16 protein-coding genes and 1 tRNA gene are annotated in these 18,811 nt (G+C 71.8%); 12 read left to right on the top strand and 5 right to left on the bottom strand.

Annotated elements, in window-relative coordinates:
• The first annotated feature begins 409 nt into the window (after positions 1–409).
• The gene (locus tag ABZ027_RS26955; RefSeq protein WP_356772706.1) at positions 410–1,903 is read left to right on the top strand and encodes an MFS transporter; all 1,494 of its coding nucleotides are present in this window, start codon (positions 410–412) and stop codon (positions 1,901–1,903) included.
• A gap of 38 nt (positions 1,904–1,941) precedes the next feature.
• On the opposite strand, the gene ABZ027_RS26950 is transcribed toward ABZ027_RS26955, so the two are convergent.
• Positions 1,942–3,162: an alpha/beta hydrolase gene (locus ABZ027_RS26950; protein ID WP_356772704.1), complete on the bottom strand. Its 1,221-nt coding sequence runs from the start codon at positions 3,160–3,162 to the stop codon at positions 1,942–1,944.
• Between the two features lie 247 nt (positions 3,163–3,409).
• On the opposite strand from ABZ027_RS26950, the gene ABZ027_RS26945 reads away from it, so the two are divergent.
• A complete protein-coding gene (locus tag ABZ027_RS26945; protein WP_356772702.1) occupies positions 3,410–3,898 on the top strand; it encodes a GNAT family N-acetyltransferase in 489 nt (162 codons plus the stop codon).
• A gap of 5 nt (positions 3,899–3,903) precedes the next feature.
• On the opposite strand, the gene ABZ027_RS26940 is transcribed toward ABZ027_RS26945, so the two are convergent.
• From ABZ027_RS26940 to ABZ027_RS26930, 3 genes are all read right to left on the bottom strand, one after another.
• Positions 3,904–4,791 carry a cellulose-binding protein gene (locus ABZ027_RS26940; protein WP_356772700.1) on the bottom strand — a complete coding sequence of 296 codons (888 nt, stop codon included), beginning with the start codon at positions 4,789–4,791 and terminating at the stop codon, positions 3,904–3,906.
• A gap of 211 nt (positions 4,792–5,002) precedes the next feature.
• Positions 5,003–8,023 (bottom strand): SUKH-4 family immunity protein, encoded by a 3,021-nt coding sequence (locus tag ABZ027_RS26935; protein WP_356772698.1) that lies wholly within the window; start codon positions 8,021–8,023, stop codon positions 5,003–5,005.
• Positions 8,024–8,031: 8 nt separating this feature from the next.
• The gene (locus ABZ027_RS26930; RefSeq protein ID WP_356772696.1) at positions 8,032–9,051 is read right to left on the bottom strand and encodes an SMI1/KNR4 family protein; all 1,020 of its coding nucleotides are present in this window, start codon (positions 9,049–9,051) and stop codon (positions 8,032–8,034) included.
• A gap of 616 nt (positions 9,052–9,667) precedes the next feature.
• Here ABZ027_RS26930 and ABZ027_RS26925 point away from each other — a divergent pair.
• The gene (locus tag ABZ027_RS26925; RefSeq protein WP_356772792.1) at positions 9,668–10,132 is read left to right on the top strand and encodes a YwqJ-related putative deaminase; all 465 of its coding nucleotides are present in this window, start codon (positions 9,668–9,670) and stop codon (positions 10,130–10,132) included.
• Between the two features lie 92 nt (positions 10,133–10,224).
• Positions 10,225–10,719: an SUKH-3 domain-containing protein gene (locus ABZ027_RS26920; protein ID WP_356772790.1), complete on the top strand. Its 495-nt coding sequence runs from the start codon at positions 10,225–10,227 to the stop codon at positions 10,717–10,719.
• A gap of 24 nt (positions 10,720–10,743) precedes the next feature.
• Here the strand turns inward: ABZ027_RS26920 and ABZ027_RS26915 are convergent, their stop codons facing one another.
• Positions 10,744–12,054 (bottom strand): histidine kinase, encoded by a 1,311-nt coding sequence (locus ABZ027_RS26915; RefSeq protein WP_356772694.1) that lies wholly within the window; start codon positions 12,052–12,054, stop codon positions 10,744–10,746.
• A gap of 168 nt (positions 12,055–12,222) precedes the next feature.
• On the opposite strand from ABZ027_RS26915, the gene ABZ027_RS26910 reads away from it, so the two are divergent.
• From ABZ027_RS26910 to ABZ027_RS26875, 8 genes are all read left to right on the top strand, one after another.
• Complete coding sequence (locus ABZ027_RS26910; protein ID WP_356772693.1) at positions 12,223–13,083, top strand: hypothetical protein; 861 nt, start codon at positions 12,223–12,225, stop codon at positions 13,081–13,083.
• A 14-nt stretch (positions 13,084–13,097) separates the two neighbouring features.
• A tRNA-Gln gene (locus ABZ027_RS26905) sits at positions 13,098–13,172 on the top strand.
• Positions 13,173–13,284: 112 nt separating this feature from the next.
• On the top strand, positions 13,285–14,733 hold the full coding sequence (gene glmU, locus ABZ027_RS26900; RefSeq protein ID WP_356772691.1) for a bifunctional UDP-N-acetylglucosamine diphosphorylase/glucosamine-1-phosphate N-acetyltransferase GlmU: 1,449 nt from the start codon (positions 13,285–13,287) through the stop codon (positions 14,731–14,733).
• Positions 14,734–14,866: 133 nt separating this feature from the next.
• Entirely contained in the window at positions 14,867–15,847 is a 981-nt protein-coding gene (locus tag ABZ027_RS26895; RefSeq protein WP_356772689.1) for a ribose-phosphate diphosphokinase, read from the top strand.
• Between the two features lie 242 nt (positions 15,848–16,089).
• Positions 16,090–16,683: a 50S ribosomal protein L25/general stress protein Ctc gene (locus tag ABZ027_RS26890; protein ID WP_356772687.1), complete on the top strand. Its 594-nt coding sequence runs from the start codon at positions 16,090–16,092 to the stop codon at positions 16,681–16,683.
• Positions 16,684–16,754: 71 nt separating this feature from the next.
• Positions 16,755–17,357, top strand: coding sequence for an aminoacyl-tRNA hydrolase (pth, locus tag ABZ027_RS26885; RefSeq protein WP_356772685.1), 603 nt, complete (start codon positions 16,755–16,757; stop codon positions 17,355–17,357).
• A gap of 53 nt (positions 17,358–17,410) precedes the next feature.
• Complete coding sequence (locus tag ABZ027_RS26880) at positions 17,411–17,920, top strand: hypothetical protein (protein WP_356772683.1); 510 nt, start codon at positions 17,411–17,413, stop codon at positions 17,918–17,920.
• A gap of 135 nt (positions 17,921–18,055) precedes the next feature.
• Positions 18,056–18,802 (top strand): LPXTG cell wall anchor domain-containing protein, encoded by a 747-nt coding sequence (locus ABZ027_RS26875; RefSeq protein ID WP_356772681.1) that lies wholly within the window; start codon positions 18,056–18,058, stop codon positions 18,800–18,802.
• Positions 18,803–18,811: the final 9 nt, after the last annotated feature.

Below are 18,811 nucleotides of genomic sequence, written 5' to 3'. Positions count from 1 at the left end.
GGCCGGTGGGCGAACGTGCGGTGCAGCGGGTGGAGCGCGGGAAGAAGTGCTGACGTCGATGAGTCTGGCCCCCGGAGGGGGCCCGGCGCGCTGGTGCTCAGCGCAGTCTTTCCCTGAGGAAAACCCCACCCCCGTCGGTGTGGTGAGCCGCCCCCCAGCGGCGTAAAGCCAGGTTATGGACGCGCCTGTGCCGTCTCATCCTCCGGCGGTACGAACCCTCCCCGACCCGTAGTACGGAGGTACCCCTAGGGGTCCTCCACCGCGGGGTGGAGGCGTTCTCGGGGTCGGCTCCACCCTCCGGCCCACTGAGGCTCCACCCTGCCGTGGCGTGAGGGTCAAGCCCTCCCGCGATCACGGGCGGGATGGGAAGCTGTCCCGCGGCAGATAGGTGCAAGGGGAAGGGAACCGCGTGGGCGACACGAGACCGGCGATACGCGAAGCCGGGCGGGGCACCATCCCCGACCGGCGCGGCGCGGTCGTCGCCGCCCTGATGCTCGCGATGGCGCTGGCCGCCCTCGACGCCACCATCGTCTCCACGGCCGTACCGCAGATCGTCGGCGACCTCGGTGGCTTCTCGGTGTTCTCCTGGCTGTTCTCCGGCTACCTGCTCGCGGTGACGGTGACCCTGCCGGTGTACGGCAAGCTCTCCGACACCTTCGGCCGCAAACCGGTGCTGGTCGCCGGCGCGGTCCTGTTCCTGGTGGGCTCCCTGCTGTGCGCGCTGGCCTGGAACATGGGCGCGCTGATCGCGTTCCGGATCGTGCAGGGCCTGGGCGGCGGCGCCCTCCAAGGCACGGTCCAGACCCTCGCCGCCGACCTGTACCCCCTGAAGGAACGCCCGAAGATCCAGTCCAAGCTGTCCACGGTGTGGGCGGTGTCGGCGGTCGCGGGGCCCGGGGTGGGCGGGGTGCTGGCGGCGTACGCGGACTGGCGCTGGATCTTCCTGGTGAACCTGCCGATCGGGGCGCTCGCCCTGTGGCTGATCGTCCGGTACCTGCACGAACCGGAACGGGAGACCCGGGCCCGCGCGCGGGTCGACTGGGCGGGCGCGCTGGCCGTGTTCGCGTGCGGCGGGGTGCTGCTGACCGCCCTGGTGCAGGGCGGGGTGGCGTGGCCGTGGCTGTCGGGGCCCTCGCTCGCCCTGTTCGGGGCGGGGCTCGCGCTGGCCGGGCTGGTCGTCGTCATCGAACGCCGGGCCGCCGAGCCGATCATCCCCGGGTGGGTGTGGCGCCGCCGGACGATCGCCGCGGTCAACCTCGCTCTCGGCGCGCTGGGCCTGCTGATGGTGGCGCCGAGCGTGTTCCTGCCGACGTACGCGCAGTCGGTGCTGGGACTGGCGCCGGTGGCAGCCGGGTTCGTGCTGTCCGTGTGGACGCTGAGCTGGCCCGTCTCGGCCGCCCTCAGTCAGCACGTGTACCGGCGTATCGGCTTCCGCAACACGGCGATGCTGGGCATCGGCACGGCGGCGCTGCTCCTGTTCGCGTTCCCCTTCCTGCCGTATCCCGGCGAGGCCTGGCAGCCGACCCTGCTGATGCTGCTGCTCGGCGGCGCGCTCGGCCTCTTCCAGCTTCCGCTCCTGGTGGGTGTCCAGTCGACGGTCGGCTGGGCGGAACGCGGCACGACGACGGCGTCCGTGCTGTTCTGCCGGCAGACCGGCCAGACGGTCGGCGCGGCGCTGTTCGGGGCGGTCGCCAACGGTGTGCTCGCGTCGCGGCTCGGCGGCGCCGGCGACCTGGACTCGGTGACGCGCGCCCTGGACGGGGACCACGCGCCCGAGGCCACCCGCCGGGCCGTCGCGGACGCCGTGCACGCCGTCTACCTGGGCGCGTCCTGCGCGGCGGCGGTGGCGTTCCTGGTGCTGCTGTTCCTGGCGCCGCGCAGGTTCCCGGTACTCAAGGACTGAGACTCACCGAGGCTGACCGAGCCCCGAGAGCGCCGCCCTCAGGGCAGCCGTACGGTGACTTCCGGGTTCTCCGGTGCCGGGCCGTCCAGCACGGGCTGGGCTATGCCCTTCAGGTGCTGGTCGAAGAAGGCGGCGAGGTAGGCGCGGGTGAGGGCCTCCCCCCGCTCGAAAGGGAGCGAGGCGGTGTCGGGTATGCCGGCCAGCTCGGCGAGCAGGGGTACGTCGGTGAACGAGCCGTGGTCGGCTCCGGTGACCGTCAGCCAGCGTTTCCAGCCGTCCAGGTGGGCCCAACCCTCGTCCCAGGTCGTATCGGTGATCCTGTCCTTCGCGCCGAACATCAGGAAGGGGCGGCCGTCGAGTCCGGTCTCGGGAACGGGCGCCTTCATGGATCCGTCCATGTTCGCCCCGGCCCGCACGCGTGAGTCGGCGGCCATGGTGGTGACGGCGGCGGCACCCCCGATGGAGTGCCCGGCCATGCCGATCCGCCGCTGGTCGATCATGCGGGCGTACCGCCAGGCGGGGTGACGGCCGGTCAGCCGGTCGAGCACGAAGGACACGTCCACCGCCCGGCTCTCCGCGATGGTCTGGAGGCCTACCTCGGGCCGCTTGTCGCACACGGCGCAGGGCAGGGTCGTGCCGTCGGGCAGGGTCGTGCCGGCGTTCTCGTAGGGGTGGTCGACCAGCGCGACGACGTACCCCCGGCTCGCCAGGTCCTCGGCGAGACCGGTGAGCGTGGCACGCGGGAAGGTGAACCCGGGTGAGAGCACCAGCAGGGGGAACCGGCCGCCCAGGGGGCGCGCGTCTGGGTGCGACCAGGTGCGGACGCCGCTGATCACCTCGGGCGGGACGGTGGCGTCCGGCGCCCTCAGCCGGAGCAGGAAACTGGCCTCCTCGGTGGTCATGTACGGCGCCGTGGGGCCGGCCGTGCCGCGCCGGGCTGGGTAGTACATCGACACCATCAGCTGCCGCGCGCCCGCCTCCGGCACCCAGGGGTCGGGCCGGTCGGCGTCGACGAGGTGAAGCGTGCCGCGACCGACGGGGTACGGGCCGGCGGGGCGGGGCAGTCGGGCGGAAGTGGCGGCGGAGACCGGGGAGTTCGACGCGGTCGCGGAGACAGGGGCCGACGACTTCGACGTGGACGCGGAGACTGAGGCCGACGAGTTCGACGTGGCCGCGGAGGCGGCACCGGCGATCGGCAGGGTCAGGGTGAGCGCGAGCACGGCGGTCGCGGCCGTGGCTAAGCGGCGTGATCTGGTCATACCGAGGACGCTAGGCCGCGGGACACGGGCCTGACATCACCCCCCGGTCTCATCAGCACGTGGTCCCGTAGTCCTACGGGACCCTTACCTCAGACGGACGGCCGAGCGCCCCGGCCCACCCCCTCGGTCCACCCTCTGTCCACCCCCCTCGGTCCACCTCCGGCGGGTGCCCCGTCCGCAGCCTCCGCGTCCGCCTCCGCCAACAAATACCCACGACACCCACTCTCGCCGTGCGTACGCTGCCCCCATGCCGAACCTGGAACGTCTGCGGGCCGATCACGCGGACGCGCTGCTCGCCTTCGAGCGGGCCAACCGCGCCTACTTCGCCCGGTCCATCCCGGATCGCGGGGACGCGTACTTCGAGGAGTTCGCCGCCCGCCACAAGGCCCTCCTCGCCGAACAGGACGCCGGGCTCTGCCACTTCCACGTCCTGGTGGACGAGGACGGCGAGCTGGTCGGCCGGGTCAACCTGGTGGACGTGGCCGCCGGATGCGCCGAACTCGGTTACCGCGTCGGCGAGTTGACGGTGGGACGCGGTGTCGCCACGACGGCCGTCCGGGACGTGTGCCGACTGGCCGGGACGGCGTACGGCCTCGTCTCCCTCACCGCGCGAGCCACCCTCGACAATCCGGCGTCGCGAACCGTCCTGGAGCGCAACGGGTTCACCGAGACCGGGTCCGTCACCCTCAACGGCCGCCCGGCCGTCCGCTACCTGTGCACGGGGCTCACCGACTGACTCCCTCACTCCAGCGCGGCCCGCCCCGTGAGCGCCGTCAGGCTGTTGCGTACGTGATCCATCTGCGTCCGCACCTCGTCCCACCGGTCGCCGTGGTCGCGCAGCACCTGTTCCGTCTCCCGGGCGATCCGCTCCTCCAGCACCCTCGCCTCCGCGACCACCTCGGTCGCCCGGGCCTGCGCCTCCTCCGGCAGCCGTCGCGCCAACAGCTCCGCGTCGGCGTACGCCCGCTTCGCCTCGGACATCGCGGCCTCGGCCCGCTCCCCCCGCTCCACGGTCCGGGCCGCCAGCGCGGCCAACTGCTCCGCGGCCTCCCGCTCGGCGTCGGCCCACCGCCGGGCGTGCTCCTTCTCCTGTTCGGCGAGCATCCCGTCGGTGCGCCGCCGCAGCTCCCGCACCGCAAACAGCGCCTGAGCGCGCTCCTCCTTCACTTCACGCCGGGCGGTGATCCCGATCTCCTCAGCCTCGGCGCGCGCCGCCAGCAGCCGTTGCCGGGCCCGTTCCTCGGCCTCGGCGCGTACGGAGTCGGCGTGCGCCTGAGCGGCCTCGCGCACGCCGGCCACCCCCGCCCGCGCCTCCTCCACCAGGCGCCGCGCCTCCTGCCGCGCGCCCTCCCGCAACGCCGCGGCCTGCTCCTGCCCGAGTTCGAAGAGCCGCCGCGCGTTCTCACCGAGCGTCTCGTACGTCTGCGGGGCGAGCGCCGCCACGGTCTCCCGCAGCTCGGCCACCTGCGACTCCATCTGCTTGGCGAGCACGGTCAGCCGGGCTGCGCGTTCCCAGGCGGCGTCCCGGTCCCGGGAGAGGGCCTCGGCGTACGCGTCGACCTGCTCGGGACGGTAGCCGCGCCCTCGACCGGCCACGAACCCCCGTGCCGACACCGATGCGCTGCTCATCCTGGACCCCTCTCCGCCGAACGGATGCGACATGATGATTTCGCGCACATCTTGATATATCGGACGTAAGTGTTCATAACGCGACACTCCGAGGGCGGGTCACGGCCGCACACCGCACCCACGGGCGACAGGCGCGCACAAAAAGAGCCGGACCCGGTCACTCGACCAGGTCCGGCCCTCTCCCGACGCGGTTCGCGTCAGCGTCGTCGCGTCACAGCAGTCCGTCCCACATCTGCTCCAGCAGCACCGACCACCAGCTCTCCGGCGAACCGAGCGCCGCCGGATCGAGGGAGGCCAACTGGGCCTGGAAGTCCACGCTCCACCGGCCCGCCTGCTCCTGGTTCAGCCCGAACCTGAGCCGCCACATCCGCCCCAGCAGCGCCAGGCACCGCTGGAACTCCGGCAGCCCCGTGTTCACGAACTGCGGCGGTACGGAAGCACCGCCCGGCCCCGCCTCCACGGGCACGGCCACGATGTTCGCCGTGCCGTACTGCACGCAGATCGCCTTGCCGAAGTCACTGCCCATGACGAGGTACGAGCCCGCGTCCGCGGACGGCTGCACCCCGCGCTCGGCCGCCAACTCCGCCAGCGTCGGCACCGGCCGGCCCGGCTGGGCCTGCGCCCAGAAGAACGGTCCCATGTCCGTCGGCAGGCCCGCCACCACCAGCGAGTGCGCCACGACCGGCGGCACGCCCTGCCGGGAGACCGCGGCCTGCTCGAACCGGAACAGCCCCGGCCCGAACGCCCCCGCCAGTTCCTGCGCCACGCCCTCCGGCGGAATCGGCGGCGCCGGCTGAACCTGCGGCAGCGGGGCGCGGACCGGAGCGGGGCGGGCGGGACCGTCGGCCACCTGGTGCAACTCGCCCTGGTGCGCGATCAGTTGCCGCATGCCCTGCTGCCGGCTCGCGTGATCCGTGCCGTACGGGGCGATGCTCGCGAGCCGTGCCTGCGGCCACTGCTCGCGGATCATCCGCGCGCAGTACGCACCCGGCAGCTCGCACGACTCCAACTCCGTGTGCAGCTCCAGCACCTGGTCCGGCGGCACGTTCATGGCCCGCAGCTCGTGGAAGATCTGCCACTCCGGGTGCGGCGTCCCCGGCGCCGAACGCCGGATCAGCTGCTGCTCGGAACCGTCCTGCGCGCGGTAGCGCAGCACGGCCTGGTACCCGGGCCCGACCGTCGGCTGCACTTGCGGCGGATAGCCGTACGACTGCTGCCCGGCCCCGGACGGGGGAGGCGGCGGCATCGCGCCCGGCGGCGGAGGCGGCATGGCGCCCGGCGGGGGAGGCGGCATCGCACCCGGCGGCGGAGGCGGCATCGCACCCGGCGGGGGAGGCGGCATGGCACCCGGCGGGGGAGGCGGCATGGCGCCCGGCGGCGGCATCGCGCCGGGCGGCATCGGCTGGGGCGCGCCCGGCGGCATCGGCTGGAAGGCGCCGGGAGCACCGGGAGGTGGCGGCGGGGGTGCGCCGGGCGCGCCTACCGGGGGCCCGGACAACACGGTCTCCGCGTGGTGCACAGCCCCGCGCGGGCCTCCGGGTGCGCCCTGGGCAGCGGCGGCACCGGGGGCACCCGAGTGCTGGGGCGCGCCTGGCACCCCGGGAGGCTGCGGCGCGCCAGGGGTCCCCGGAGCACCGGGCGGGTGGGGCGCACCGGGTGTACCGGGCGCGCCCGGGGCGCCCGGAGGGGGCGGCGGGCCCGCGCCGGGGCCGGTCCGGCTCGGGTCTGCGAGCATCGTGGCGGCCTGGTGGACACCGCCGGGAGGCGTCCCGCCAGGAGCCCCCGGAGCACCGGGCGCTCCCGGAGCACCGGGCGGCTGCGGCGCACCAGGCCCGTGGGGAGCGGCACCAGGCTGAGGCGGCGCCCCGGGAGCCCTGGGCGCGTCCGGAGCGGGCGGTACAGGGGGAGCCCCCGGCCCTGCGGCAGGCGGCCCCTCGGGACCGTCGGAACCGAGCGCCGACACGAGTTGCGTAGGCACATACCCGCCCGCCGGACCCGCCGTACCCGGCGTACCCGCAGGTCGCGCCCCCGGCGTACCCGGGGCGCCCGGCGGAGGCGGCGGGTTCGCGCCCCCACCGCGCGCCCGCCGCATCGGAGGCTCCGCCTTGCTCGTCGCGGCGTCGGCGATGTCCCCGGCGTTCGGAGCGAGCGACCGTCCCGGCGCGACGGCGCCCGGGGCGGGAGGCTGCGCGGCCGGAGGCTGCGGGGCGGGAGGCTGCGGCGCCCCGCCGTCGGCCCCCTGCGGGTACCCGTACGCAGGCCCACCGGGAACAGCCGACGGCGGCGCGGGCGGCACGGCACCCGTCGAAGCACCCGCAGGCGGCGTGGTACCGGGCACCCCGGCACCACCAGGCCCCTGCGGATACCCATAGGAAGATCCATCCGGAGCCCCGGGCGTACGCGGTGTCCCCGCCCCCGACGCGTTCGGGTCGTCCACCGCCGGCGCTTCCGCCGTCCTCGGGAGTTGGCTGCCGCCCGACATCAGGGCCGTCTGGGCGTCCGGCGGTGCCGCGGGCGGCTGAGCCGCGTCGTCGGAACCGCTCAGCGGCGGCGCGAACACCGTCGCCGGCAGCGGTACCGAACGGTCCTCGCCGGCATCCGCGTTCGTGTCCGTCCCGGCCCACGGCGTCGCCCCGGGCGGCACAGCCGGCGCGTCGGCGGGCCCGCCGGACGCCCCGGAGCCACCAGAACCCGCCGCGGCCGCGGCACCCACACCTCCGGGCCCGGCCTGCGTCTCCGGAAGCGCCCCCGCCCCACCGACCGAAGCCGAAGCCGAACCGGAAGCCGATTCCGCACCCGCAGACGAACCCGCGGACGGCGACGCCCCCTCAGACGCCCCCGCCCCCCGCTGATCCGGAATCCCCAGCTTGTCCGCCGCCTCCTGCAACCACTCCGGCGGACTCAGCAGGAAGGACGTCTGGTTCAGGTCCACCCGAGCCGCCGGCGCCGGCGCCTGCTGGTCCGCCGGGTCGGGACGGCCGTACTCCTCCTCGTAGCGGCGGATCACCTCACCCACGGGCAGCGAGGGCCACAGCGTGGCCTCCCCGCTGTCCCGCGCGATCACCAGCCGTTGCCTGCCCCCGTCGCCGCGGGGCCCGTCCGCACGATCCTCGGCCCACACCACGAAGCCGCGCTCGAACTCCCGCACCCGCACCTCACGATGCTGGTATGACGGCGCCTCCCCGTTGATCCACTCTTCCGCGCGCTCCTGCGCCTGCGCGAACGTCACCATCGCTGAGCTCACTCCCCCACCGAAGAGACGGGAACGGACCGCGCGAACCCGCCGTCCACCATCAGGTTCGCCACGGTCTCCAACTCGGGCGGGTTGCCCGCCAGTCGCGACAGGAAGACGTCGAAGTCCTCACCGCACGGCAGCAACAGCCGCTCCACCCGCTCGGCCGGCGGCAGCCCCGGATCCACGTCCCGCGCGTCGTCGTACGCGCAGAACCACACCGTGCCGATCCGATCGCCCTTCACCTTCACGGCCAGCAGACCGCCCTGCACGAACCCGACGCCCAGGTAGTCCTTGGTCAGATGGTCCCGCAGGCACTTGTTGACGTACACCAGGTCATTGACCGCCGCCTCGTCGCGCACCGTGAAGAACGGCTGGTCCACCAGCAGCCCCAGTTCCGCGTCCAGCGCCGCACCCACCGGCGCGCAACCACCCGCCGCCTTCAGGAACGTCCGGTACGCACCCGGCAGCCGGTACCCGAGGTCCTCCTCGACGCCCTGCACCTGCGCCTCCGTCACCGCCACTCCGGACTTCGGCAGCCGGACGTGCGCGGGACGCGTCTCCTGCAGCGGCCTGGTGCCGCGCTTGTCCTGGGCCACCGCCGCCGTCGCGATGCCGCCGTGGTGCCGCAGCAGCGCCTTGACCTCGACCGGAACCAACTCCAGCCGCCGACCGCCGACCACGTGGTGCCACGTCCAGCCGTGCGGCGTCGCCACCGCGGGCACCGTGTCCCACAGTTCGTGCCCGGTCGCCGACAGCGCCGCGTTCGCCGACACGTAGTCCGTCAGCCGCAGCTCGTCGACACCGAAACCCGTCGGCGGCTCGGCGATGTCCACCGCCGCCCGCGCGTACGCGGAGAAGTCGGGGTAGCCGCGCTCGTCGATCCGTACCCCTCTGGGGTGACGGGCCGCCCGAACCGGATCCGGGAAGTGCACGACCTGCCCGGCGTAGGCCGCGTTCGGCGGCGCGGCTTGTCCCCCGGCCTGGCGGCCGGGAGGTGCCCCCAGCCCGAGCCGACCTGTCGTCATGGCGGTTGCCCCCTGCGGCACTCTGTACGACCCGTAGTGGCCGGCTTCCCGCCACTACGCCCCGTATCTACTGTCTCGTCCGTCACGACGACCGTCTCGACCCATGTCTCGACGCCCGCCCCGACTTCTCTGCACTTCCGTCCACGCGTTGACCGCGTGGATCGCGGTGCCGACAGCCTATGCGGTACGGCAAGACCGGTCACCGGGCACCGGCCAGGGCCCTCCACTTCCGTGACCAGCCGTCACCCTGCTGTGACAGCACGCCCGAACACGGGCGTGTCGCACCGCCCCAGCTTCCGCACCAGCCACACCGTTTGGCAGTCTGTGTCAGCCGGGGCCTACCCGGGAGGGGATGACGATCATGAACGCGACGCAGACGGGACCACACCCAGGACCGCGACCAGGCACGTCCGGAGACCCACGGACCAGCACGCAAGCGGGCCAGCACACGGGACCTCAGACGGGACCCCACAGCGGATCCCAGACCGAATCACAGCCCGGACCGCAGACCGGATCACCGGCCGGACCACAGACCGGATCACCCGCCGGACCACAGCCGGGAACGCAGCCCAGACCGCACAACGGCCCGCCCTTCGGCCCGTCCGGAGACCCCAGAATCGGCTGGAGCAGCACCGAGACCCCGCACGCCCCCGCCCTGCGGCACCGTCGCGACGGCATACTCCCCACCGTCGCCGCCGCCCTCTCCGTCCGCGGCGTCACCCTCACCGGCACCGCCGCCCGCGGCGACCAGCCGCCCGCCCTGCACCCCCTGGTCCAGGACTTCCTCGACACCCTCCCGAGCGCACAGCGGGACCGCTTCACCGGCCGCTGCGCCGAGGCCCTGCTGCTGTCCCGGCACATCGCCGCCGTCGACGCCGCCCGAAGCAAGCGAGCCGCCCGCAAACCGATGACCAACGGCGAGGCCCGCAAGGCCCTCAAGCAGGCCAAACTCACCACCCGGCGCATCCGCGAGGACGGCGACCCCCTGCACGGCAGCTTCGCGGCCCCCTGCCGGGCCTGCACGGCGCTCAGCGCCCACTTCGGCATCCGCGTCGTCGACTCCACGCAGGCGGGTGACTGAGCCGCTCACCCACCCGCCACGTACCTCCACGTGCACCGCCACACGTACATCGGCACGTACCACGGCAAGGCGCCTTGACGAACGAAGGGCAGATGCACCCCGACCGCACCTCCACCACGCGCTTCGCGGTCCCCGTCGACGCCACCCTGCGCGCCGCCGGCTGGCAACCGGGACGCTGGGACATAAAGCAGGCCGAGATCTGGGCCGACACCCTGCGTGAATACGCCTCGCCCGCCGGACACCGGCACGCCGTCTTCCCCGCCGCCGTCGAGGCCTGGGCCGAGTTCGGCGGCCTCCACCTCACCCCGACCGCCCCCGGCCGTCGGATCGCCCCCGTCGCTCTCCACTTCGACCCCCTGCACGGCCTCCACCTGGCCCGCACCCTCGCCGACCTCGGCCGCGCACTCGGCACCGAGGTCTGCCCCCTCGGCGCCGAGACCGACAGCCAGGCCCTCCTCGCCATCGACACCGAAGGCCGGGTCTACGCCCTCGACCACACCGGCGACTGGTACCTGGGGCCCGACCTCGACCACGCCCTCGCCACACTCGTCTCGGGCATCGAACCGACCCGCCTCACCACAAGCTGAACAACCGCGCCCCGCCTCCCGGCGTCAGGAAGCCGGAATCACCGCCGACACCCGGAAACCCCCCGCGTCCGTCGGACCGGACACGAACACCCCGCCCAGCGCGAGAACCCGCTCCCGCATGCCCACCAGCCCGTTGCCCCCCGACGGCAACCGCGCGGCCGCAGCGGCGGACACCTCGTCCGGAGGTTCGTTCTCCACCTGCATCGCGATCTCCGCCGCCCGATGAGCCAGCCGTACGTGCGTCTTCGCCCCCGCCGCGTGCTTGTGGACGTTCGTCAACGCCTCCTGCACCACCCGGAACGCCGTCTGCTCGATCTCCGCCGCGTACACCCGCGAGTCCCCGTCCACCGACAACTCGACGACCATCCCCGCGGCCGCCGACTGCCCCACCAGCACATCCAGATCCGCCAGCCACGGCCCGTCCGCCACGCTCTCCTCGTCCGCGGCCCGTGACGCCGCCGCCGCGGCAGCCGCCCCCACCGCCGCCAACGGCACCCCCTCACGCGGCTTCGGCGCGTCGCTGCGCAGCACCCCGAGCATCTCCCGCAACTCGGTCAACGCCTGACGTCCCATGTCGCCCACGAGCGCCGCGTTCTTCACGGCCTTCTCCGGGTCCTTGCGCGCGACCGCCTGAAGCGCGGCCGCGTGCACCACCATCAGGCTCACCCGATGCGCGACCACGTCATGCATCTCCCGAGCGATCCGGGTCCGTTCCTCACCCCGCGCCCACTCGGCCCGCTCCTCGGCCCGCTCCGCGAGCAACTGGAGCTCCCGCTCCAGACTGTCCGCGCGCTCCCGCAAGCTCTCCATCAACCGGCGCCGGGCCCCCACGTACAGCCCCAGCAGCAGCGGCGGCGCGGTCAGCCCCAGCGAGGTCGTGATCGACGCGAAGGGCACGAACCAGTCCCCCATCGTCAGATCGCCCCGGGCCATGTCCTGCCGCACCCGCACGAACGTCACGATCAACGTGCCCAGCAGCGACATGCCCGCCAGCGACCCGATGATCCGGCGCGGCAGCTCCGACGCGGCCAGCGTGTACAGGCCGACGATGCCCATCAGGAAGCCCATCTGGGCGGGAGTGATCGCGATCGACACCAGCACGACCGCGATCGGCCACCGGCGCCGCAGTACCAGCACCGAGCCGGCCAGCAGCCCGAACACGATCCCCACCGCCAACGGGATCCCCGCGTCCTGCGCGAACGGAACCCCCTCCACGGCACACTCCGCCGCGGACACCAGCGCCAGACCCACGTCCAGCACCGCGCTGCGCCACATCACCCACCACCACGGCGGCCCCTTCTCGGCCGCCGCGCGAAGTTCCCCCGTCGTGGTCATGCCCTCCAGCCTACGGTCGCCGGGCGCCCCTTTTCCGGTGAGTTTCCGCGACTGACCCGCACCACACCCCGTGACCGGACGACGACGAATCCGCCCGCTATCCCTCGAACTGCTGATTCGATCACCGTTCGACACCGGAAGATCGGATTCCGCCCGCACGGTATGCCTATGGCACATCCACAGGGCAAGTACGCCGACTTCGAGGGGCTGCGGGAGCGGGCCGTGGCGCTGCGGCGGGCGGGGCTCAGCCGACGCCAGATCCGCGACCGGCTGCGCATCGACAACAACGACATCCTCAACCGCCTCCTGGAGGGCGAGCCGCCGCCTGAATGGACAAAGCGCCCGAACGCGAAGGACGATCTGAGGGACAGGGCGAGGGAACTCCGCCTCCAGGGCTGGACGTATGACCAGATCCAGGTGGAGCTGGGGTGCTCGAAGAGTTCGATCTCGCTGTGGGTACGGGATCTGCCGAAGCCGGAGCGACGGGCCCCGACGGAACAGGCGAAGTTGGCTGCTCGGAAGCGGTGGGAGCACGAGCTGGCGGTGCGGGACGAGGGACGGCAGCGAACAAAGACCTCAGCTGCCGCGGAAATCGGCGAGCTGTCCGACCGAGAGCTGTTCCTCTTGGGGGTCGGCTTGTACTGGGCGGAGGGAACCAAGGACAAGCCGTACGACCGCCGCGAAAACGTCATCTTCGTCAACAGCGACCCAGGCATGATCAAGGTTTTCCGGGCCTGGCTGGACCTTCTCGGGGTCGACCGAGAGCGCCTGCGGTACACCGTCATGATCCATGAGACCGCGGACGTGACTGCTGCCGAACAGTACTGGGCCGATCTCGTCGGCGCCGACCGCTCCGCGTTCTACAAAACGACCATCAAGAAGCACAACCCGAAGACGGTCCGGAAGAACGTAGGTCACTCCTACCGGGGCTGCCTGGTGGTCAGAGTCCTGAAGGGAGCCGACTTGTACCGTCGCATCGAAGGCTGGTGGTCTGCCATGGTGGTGGAGGCCGAGCTGCGAACCGCGTAGGCTGCGTCCCGTGATCCCCCGTGGTGTAATCGGCAACACACGTCACTTTGGATGATGTATTTCAGGTTCGAGTCCTGGCGGGGGAGCCATTCTCGGTGCGGGCCCTGACCTCACAGTCAGGGCCCTTCCTCATGTCCCCCGCGAAACGCCCCGGTATCCTGCGGATGACCAACCCCACCCCAGAAGCCGAAGGGCAACCCCGTGAGCGCCATTCGCCCGGCAGCCGTCGTCGTTCTCGCAGCGGGTGAGGGCACCCGTATGAAGTCGGCCACACCGAAGGTCCTGCACGACATCTGTGGCCGTTCCCTCGTGGGCCATGTGCTGGCCGCCGCCCGCGAGTTGCAGCCGGAGAACCTGGTCGTGGTCGTGGGCCACGCCCGCGAGAAGGTCACCGCGCACCTCGCCGAGGTCGACACCGAGGTCCGTACGGCCGTACAGGCGCAGCAGAACGGCACCGGGCACGCCGTGCGGATGGCCCTCGACGAGCTGGGCGGCCCGGTGGACGGGACCGTGGTCGTCGTCTGCGGGGACACCCCCCTGCTGACCGGCGAGACGCTCCAGCAGCTCGCCGCCACCCACTCCGCCGACGGCAACGCCGTCACCGTGCTGACGGCCGAGGTGCCGGACGCCACCGGGTACGGCCGGATCGTGCGGGAGGGGGCGTCGGGTCCGGTCACCGCGATCGTCGAGCACAAGGACGCGTCCGAGGCGCAGCGTGCGATCCGGGAGATCAACTCGGGTGTGTTCGCGTTCGACGGGCAGTTGCTCGCCGAGGCGCTGGGGAAGGTGCGTACGGACAACTCGCAGGGTGAGGAGTACCTGACGGACGTCCTGGGGATTCTGCGGGAGGCCGGTCACCGGGTGGGTGCGTCCGTGGCGGCCGACCACCGGGAGATCGCCGGGATCAACAACCGTGTGCAGCTGTCCGAGGCGCGGCGGATCCTCAATGACCGGTTGCTGACGCGTGCGATGCTCGCCGGTGTCACCGTGGTCGACCCTGCGACGACGTGGGTCGATGTCACCGTCACGTTCGAGCAGGACGCCACCGTCCAGCCGGGGACGCAGCTGCACGGGTCCACGCATCTCGGTGAGGGCGCCGTGGTCGGTCCCAACAGCCGGCTCACCGACACCCGGGTGGGGGCCGGTGCGCGGGTCGACAACACCGTGGCGGACGGTGCGGAGGTGGGTCCGCAGGCGACCGTGGGGCCGTTCGCGTACCTGCGTCCCGGTACCCGGCTCGGAGCGAGGTCCAAGGTCGGTACGTACGTGGAGACCAAGAACGCCTCGATCGGCGAGGGGACGAAGGTGCCGCACCTTTCCTACGTCGGTGACGCGACGATCGGTGAGCACACCAACATCGGTGCGGCGAGTGTGTTCGTGAACTACGACGGCCAGGACAAGCACCACACGACGGTCGGTTCGCACTGCCGTACCGGTTCGGACAACATGTTTGTGGCTCCCGTCACGGTCGGGGACGGTGCCTACACCGCCGCGGGGTCTGTGATCACGAAGGACGTGCCGCCCGGTTCGCTGGCCGTGGCCCGTGGTCAACAGCGGAATATCGAGGGTTGGGTGGCCCGTAAGCGTCCGGGGAGCGCGGCGGCGAAGGCGGCCGAGGCCACGTCCCGTCAGGAAGAAAGCGAAGACTGACCGGAAACGGACGCGCCGGGCACGGCGTACCGTGATAGGTGCACACCCGCACCCCGCCACCGGAGACGGTCTCTCGCGATCAGCTGAGAGGGCCGTCCGGTACCCGCTGAGAAACCTCTGAGGAGACAGTGCTGTGACCGGGATCAAGACGACCGGCGAGAAGAAGATGATGTTCTTCTCCGGCCGCGCCCACCCCGAGCTTGCCGAGGAGGTCGCCCAGCAGCTGGGTGTCGGGGTCGTCCCGACCAAGGCCTTCGACTTCGCGAACGGTGAGATCTACGTTCGTTACCAGGAGTCGGCACGTGGTGCGGACTGCTTCGTGATCCAGAGCCACACGGCTCCGATCAACCAGTGGATCATGGAGCAGTTGATCATGATCGACGCGCTGAAGCGGGCGTCGGCCCGTTCCATCACCGTCATCGTGCCGTTCTACGGTTACGCGCGGCAGGACAAGAAGCACCGCGGGCGTGAACCGATCTCGGCGCGTCTGGTCGCGGATCTGATGAAGACGGCCGGTGCCGACCGGATCCTGACCGTGGACCTGCACACCGACCAGATCCAGGGCTTCTTCGACGGGCCTGTCGACCACCTGTTCGCTCTGCCGCTCCTCGCGGACTACGTGGGCGCGAAGGTGGACCGGGACAAGCTGACGGTCGTGTCCCCGGACGCCGGTCGGGTGCGGGTCGCCGACCGCTGGTGTGACCGGCTGGGCGCGCCGCTCGCCATCGTGCACAAGCGGCGTGACAAGGACGTGGCGAACCAGGTGACCGTCCACGAGGTCGTGGGTGAGGTCAAGGGCCGGGTGTGTGTGCTGGTCGACGACATGATCGACACCGGTGGCACGATCTGCGCCGCCGCGGACGCCCTGTTCGCGCACGGTGCCGAGGACGTCATAGTGACGGCCACCCACGGTGTGCTCTCCGGTCCGGCCGCGGACCGGTTGAAGAACTCCCGGGTGAGTGAGTTCGTCTTCACCAACACGCTGCCCACTCCGGGCGAGTTGAGCGGTGACCTGGACAAGATCACGGTGTTGTCGATCGCGCCGACGATCGCGAGTGCGGTGCGTGAGGTGTTCGAGGACGGTTCGGTGACGAGCCTGTTCGACGAGCAGTAGAGACAGCAGCAGGGACCGCAGGAGAGACCGCGGCGGTCCCGCGGTGAAGACCGCGGCGGTCCCGCGGTGAAGATCCTTTTGGGTACGGCCTCCCCCTCCGAGTAGACTGCCGAAGTTGCTCGGCGAGGGAGGCCGTACCTGTTCGCGCAGGTGGTGGCTGTCCGTTATCGACGCGCTCTTCGTAGCAGGCCGTTCGTGGCCGGGTGACCACGTCCGTCCTAGTTTCACGAGGAGTGATCCGCATGTCCGAGGTCAAGATCGCCGCCCAGACCCGCACCGAGTTCGGCAAGGGTGCCGCCCGTCGCATCCGCCGCGACAGCAAGGTTCCCGGCGTTCTGTACGGTCACGGTTCCGACCCGATCCACCTCACGCTGCCCGGCCACGACCTGCTGCTCGCGCTGCGTACGCCGAACGTCCTGATCGCCCTGGACATCGACGGCAAGTCCAACGAGCTGGCGATCCCGAAGTCCGTGCAGCGTGACCCGATCAAGGGCTTCCTGGAGCACGTCGACCTGCAGCTGGTCACGCGTGGCGAGAAGGTCAACGTCGAGATCTACGTGCACACCGAGGGCGAGCTGGCCCCGGGCGGCAACCTGCTGGAGCACGTCCTGAACGCGCTTCCGGTCGAGGCCGAGGCCACCCACATCCCCGAGTCGGCCACGGTCTCCATCGAGGGTCTGACCGCCGGTGACTCCATCCTCGCCAAGGACATCCCGCTGCCGGCGGGCACCAAGCTGGGCGTCGACGGTGACACCGTGGTCCTGCAGATCCTGGCCGCGCAGGCCGAGGAGGTCACCGAGGACGAGGCCGAGGGCGACGCGGCCGCCGAGGCCTGATCCTCACCTTCGTCGTTTCGTCAGCCGCTGTTCCCGTCGGGGACGGCGGCTGGCGCGTATACAAGGGAGACATGTACGTGACGACCGATGCCAACGCGCCCTGGCTGATCGTGGGGCTGGGCAATCCGGGGCCGGAGTACGCGGCGAACCGGCACAACGTCGGTTTCATGGTCGCCGATCTGCTCGCGGAGCGGATGGGGGGCCGGTTCAAGCGGGCCGGCAAGGCGCAGGCACAGGTCGTCGAGGGGCGGATCGGGCCGCCCGGGCCGGGGAACCGGCGGGTGGTGCTGGCGAAGCCGATGTCGTACATGAACCTGTCGGGTGGGCCGGTGAACGCGCTCAAGGACTTCTACAAGGTGCCGGTGGCGAACATCGTGGCCGTGCACGACGAGCTGGACATCGACTACGGCACGCTGCGGCTGAAGCTGGGCGGCGGGGACAACGGGCACAACGGGCTGAAGTCGATGACGAAGGTGATGGGTGCGGAGTATCACCGGGTGCGCTTCGGGATCGGCCGGCCTCCGGGTCGTATGCAGGTCGCGGACTTCGTGCTGAAGGACTTCTCGGGGGCGGAGCGCAAGGAGCTGGACTACTTCGTGGACCGGGCCTCGGACGCTGTCGAGGCGCTGGTGATCGAGGGGTTGGAGCGGGCGCAAAGCACGTACAACTCCTGACTTGTCCGCCCACCGGGCCTCGCTGGAGTTGACCGGGTGCAGGACCATGGCCAATGATCCCGGCCATGCCTTCGCGTGCCTCAGCCACCCCGTCCCGTCGGGCCTCGGTCGTCGCGCTGCGGTTCGGGCGGGTCGCGGCGATGGGCACGGTCGCGCTGCTGATCCTGATCGCGGGGGTGTGGGCGTCCTGGGGTTCCGCTCAGCACGTGATGCTCACCAAGGGGCGGGAGCGGGGCACGATCCAGGTGACGCGGTGCGGTGCGGACACCTGCACGGGCCCGTACACGCCGATGTCCGTCGGTTCGACGGCCAGGAGGAGCGTGGTCATCGAGCACACGGTCGCCGTGCGGAAGGGCCGGACGTACGACGTGGTGGTCAAGCCCGGCAGTGACGACGTGGTGCGTTCGGGTCCCGCCGGGATCCTCTACGCGTGGGTGCCGATGGGCGGGGCGCTGTTGCTGGCGTCGGTGGTGGTCGCGGGCGGGTTGCGACGGACGCGGGTGGCCTGGGTGATGGCGGGGTCGGGGGTCGCGTTGCTCACGGCGACTTTTGTGGTGGTCTGAGGCGCTTCGGGGGTCTCGGCTTCGGTGGCCGAACTATTCGTGCCCTCTTTGTGATTGACCTGCGGTCAGTCCGGGCGGAAGCTGAGCGGCACCCTCCACATCTTCCCTTTCGCATCTCGAAGATGGAACTGCCCCATGCGTATCCTCAGCCGCGTCGGCGTCCTGTCCGCCGCAGCGACGGCGGCCCTCCTGGCCTCCCCCCTCGCGCACGCCACACCTGTTTCCGCCGTCCCCGGCGACAACGGCACCGTGAAGATCCACGACGCCACCACCGGCGAGGAGCTCCGCAAGAACGAGCCCCACGTCTGCTCCTTCTACCTCGACGCCTTCGGTTTCGACGCCGTCCAGGAAGTCGACTGGCACATCGAGGCCTGGGCCCCGACGGCCGACGTCAAGGGCGAGACCGTGAAGTCCGGCGAGATCGCCCTGGACCCCGACGGTCACGGCCGTACCGACGACATGTCGCTGCCCGACGGGCACTACAAGCTGTTCTGGAACTTCGACGGCGAGAACGGCGCCGCCAAGCACAAGGTGTTCTGGTCGGACTGCGAGGACGACGGGGGTGGCGGTTCGACGCCGTCCGGGTCGGCCTCGCCGAGCACTTCGGCGAGCGCTTCGGCGAGCTCCTCACCAAGCTCTTCGGCGAGCTCCTCACCGAGTTCGTCGGTGAGCGAGTCGGCGGACCCGTCCGCGTCGCCGAGCCCGAGCTCGTCCGTCGGTGAGTCGACGGCCCCGTCGGCCTCCTCCTCCCCGTCCGCCCAGGGCCCCGGTGGCGGCCTCGCGGAGACCGGCAACGGGGCCCCGGTGGGTCTGCTGTCGGGGGCCGCGGCCGCGCTGGTCGCCGCGGGCGGCTACCTGGTGTTCCGTCGCCGCAGGACCTGATCACGCGAA

Source organism: Streptomyces sp. NPDC006332 (assembly GCF_040612855.1).
Classification (GTDB): Bacteria; Actinomycetota; Actinomycetes; order Streptomycetales; family Streptomycetaceae; genus Streptomyces.
Note: the sequence above shows the minus strand (reverse complement) of the source record. Positions and strands in the feature narration are given on the sequence as shown.

Coding starts and splice junctions, on each gene's coding strand:
- ABZ027_RS26950 (WP_356772704.1), bottom strand. CDS start 3,162: ATGACCAGATCACGCCGCTTAGCCACGGCCGCGACCGCCGTGCTCGCG.
- ABZ027_RS26945 (WP_356772702.1), top strand. CDS start 3,410: ATGCCGAACCTGGAACGTCTGCGGGCCGATCACGCGGACGCGCTGCTC.
- ABZ027_RS26940 (WP_356772700.1), bottom strand. CDS start 4,791: ATGAGCAGCGCATCGGTGTCGGCACGGGGGTTCGTGGCCGGTCGAGGG.
- ABZ027_RS26935 (WP_356772698.1), bottom strand. CDS start 8,023: ATGGTGACGTTCGCGCAGGCGCAGGAGCGCGCGGAAGAGTGGATCAAC.
- ABZ027_RS26930 (WP_356772696.1), bottom strand. CDS start 9,051: ATGACGACAGGTCGGCTCGGGCTGGGGGCACCTCCCGGCCGCCAGGCC.
- ABZ027_RS26920 (WP_356772790.1), top strand. CDS start 10,225: ATGCACCCCGACCGCACCTCCACCACGCGCTTCGCGGTCCCCGTCGAC.
- ABZ027_RS26915 (WP_356772694.1), bottom strand. CDS start 12,054: ATGACCACGACGGGGGAACTTCGCGCGGCGGCCGAGAAGGGGCCGCCG.
- ABZ027_RS26910 (WP_356772693.1), top strand. CDS start 12,223: ATGGCACATCCACAGGGCAAGTACGCCGACTTCGAGGGGCTGCGGGAG.
- ABZ027_RS26890 (WP_356772687.1), top strand. CDS start 16,090: ATGTCCGAGGTCAAGATCGCCGCCCAGACCCGCACCGAGTTCGGCAAG.
- pth (WP_356772685.1), top strand. CDS start 16,755: ATGTACGTGACGACCGATGCCAACGCGCCCTGGCTGATCGTGGGGCTG.
- ABZ027_RS26880 (WP_356772683.1), top strand. CDS start 17,411: ATGATCCCGGCCATGCCTTCGCGTGCCTCAGCCACCCCGTCCCGTCGG.
- ABZ027_RS26875 (WP_356772681.1), top strand. CDS start 18,056: ATGCGTATCCTCAGCCGCGTCGGCGTCCTGTCCGCCGCAGCGACGGCG.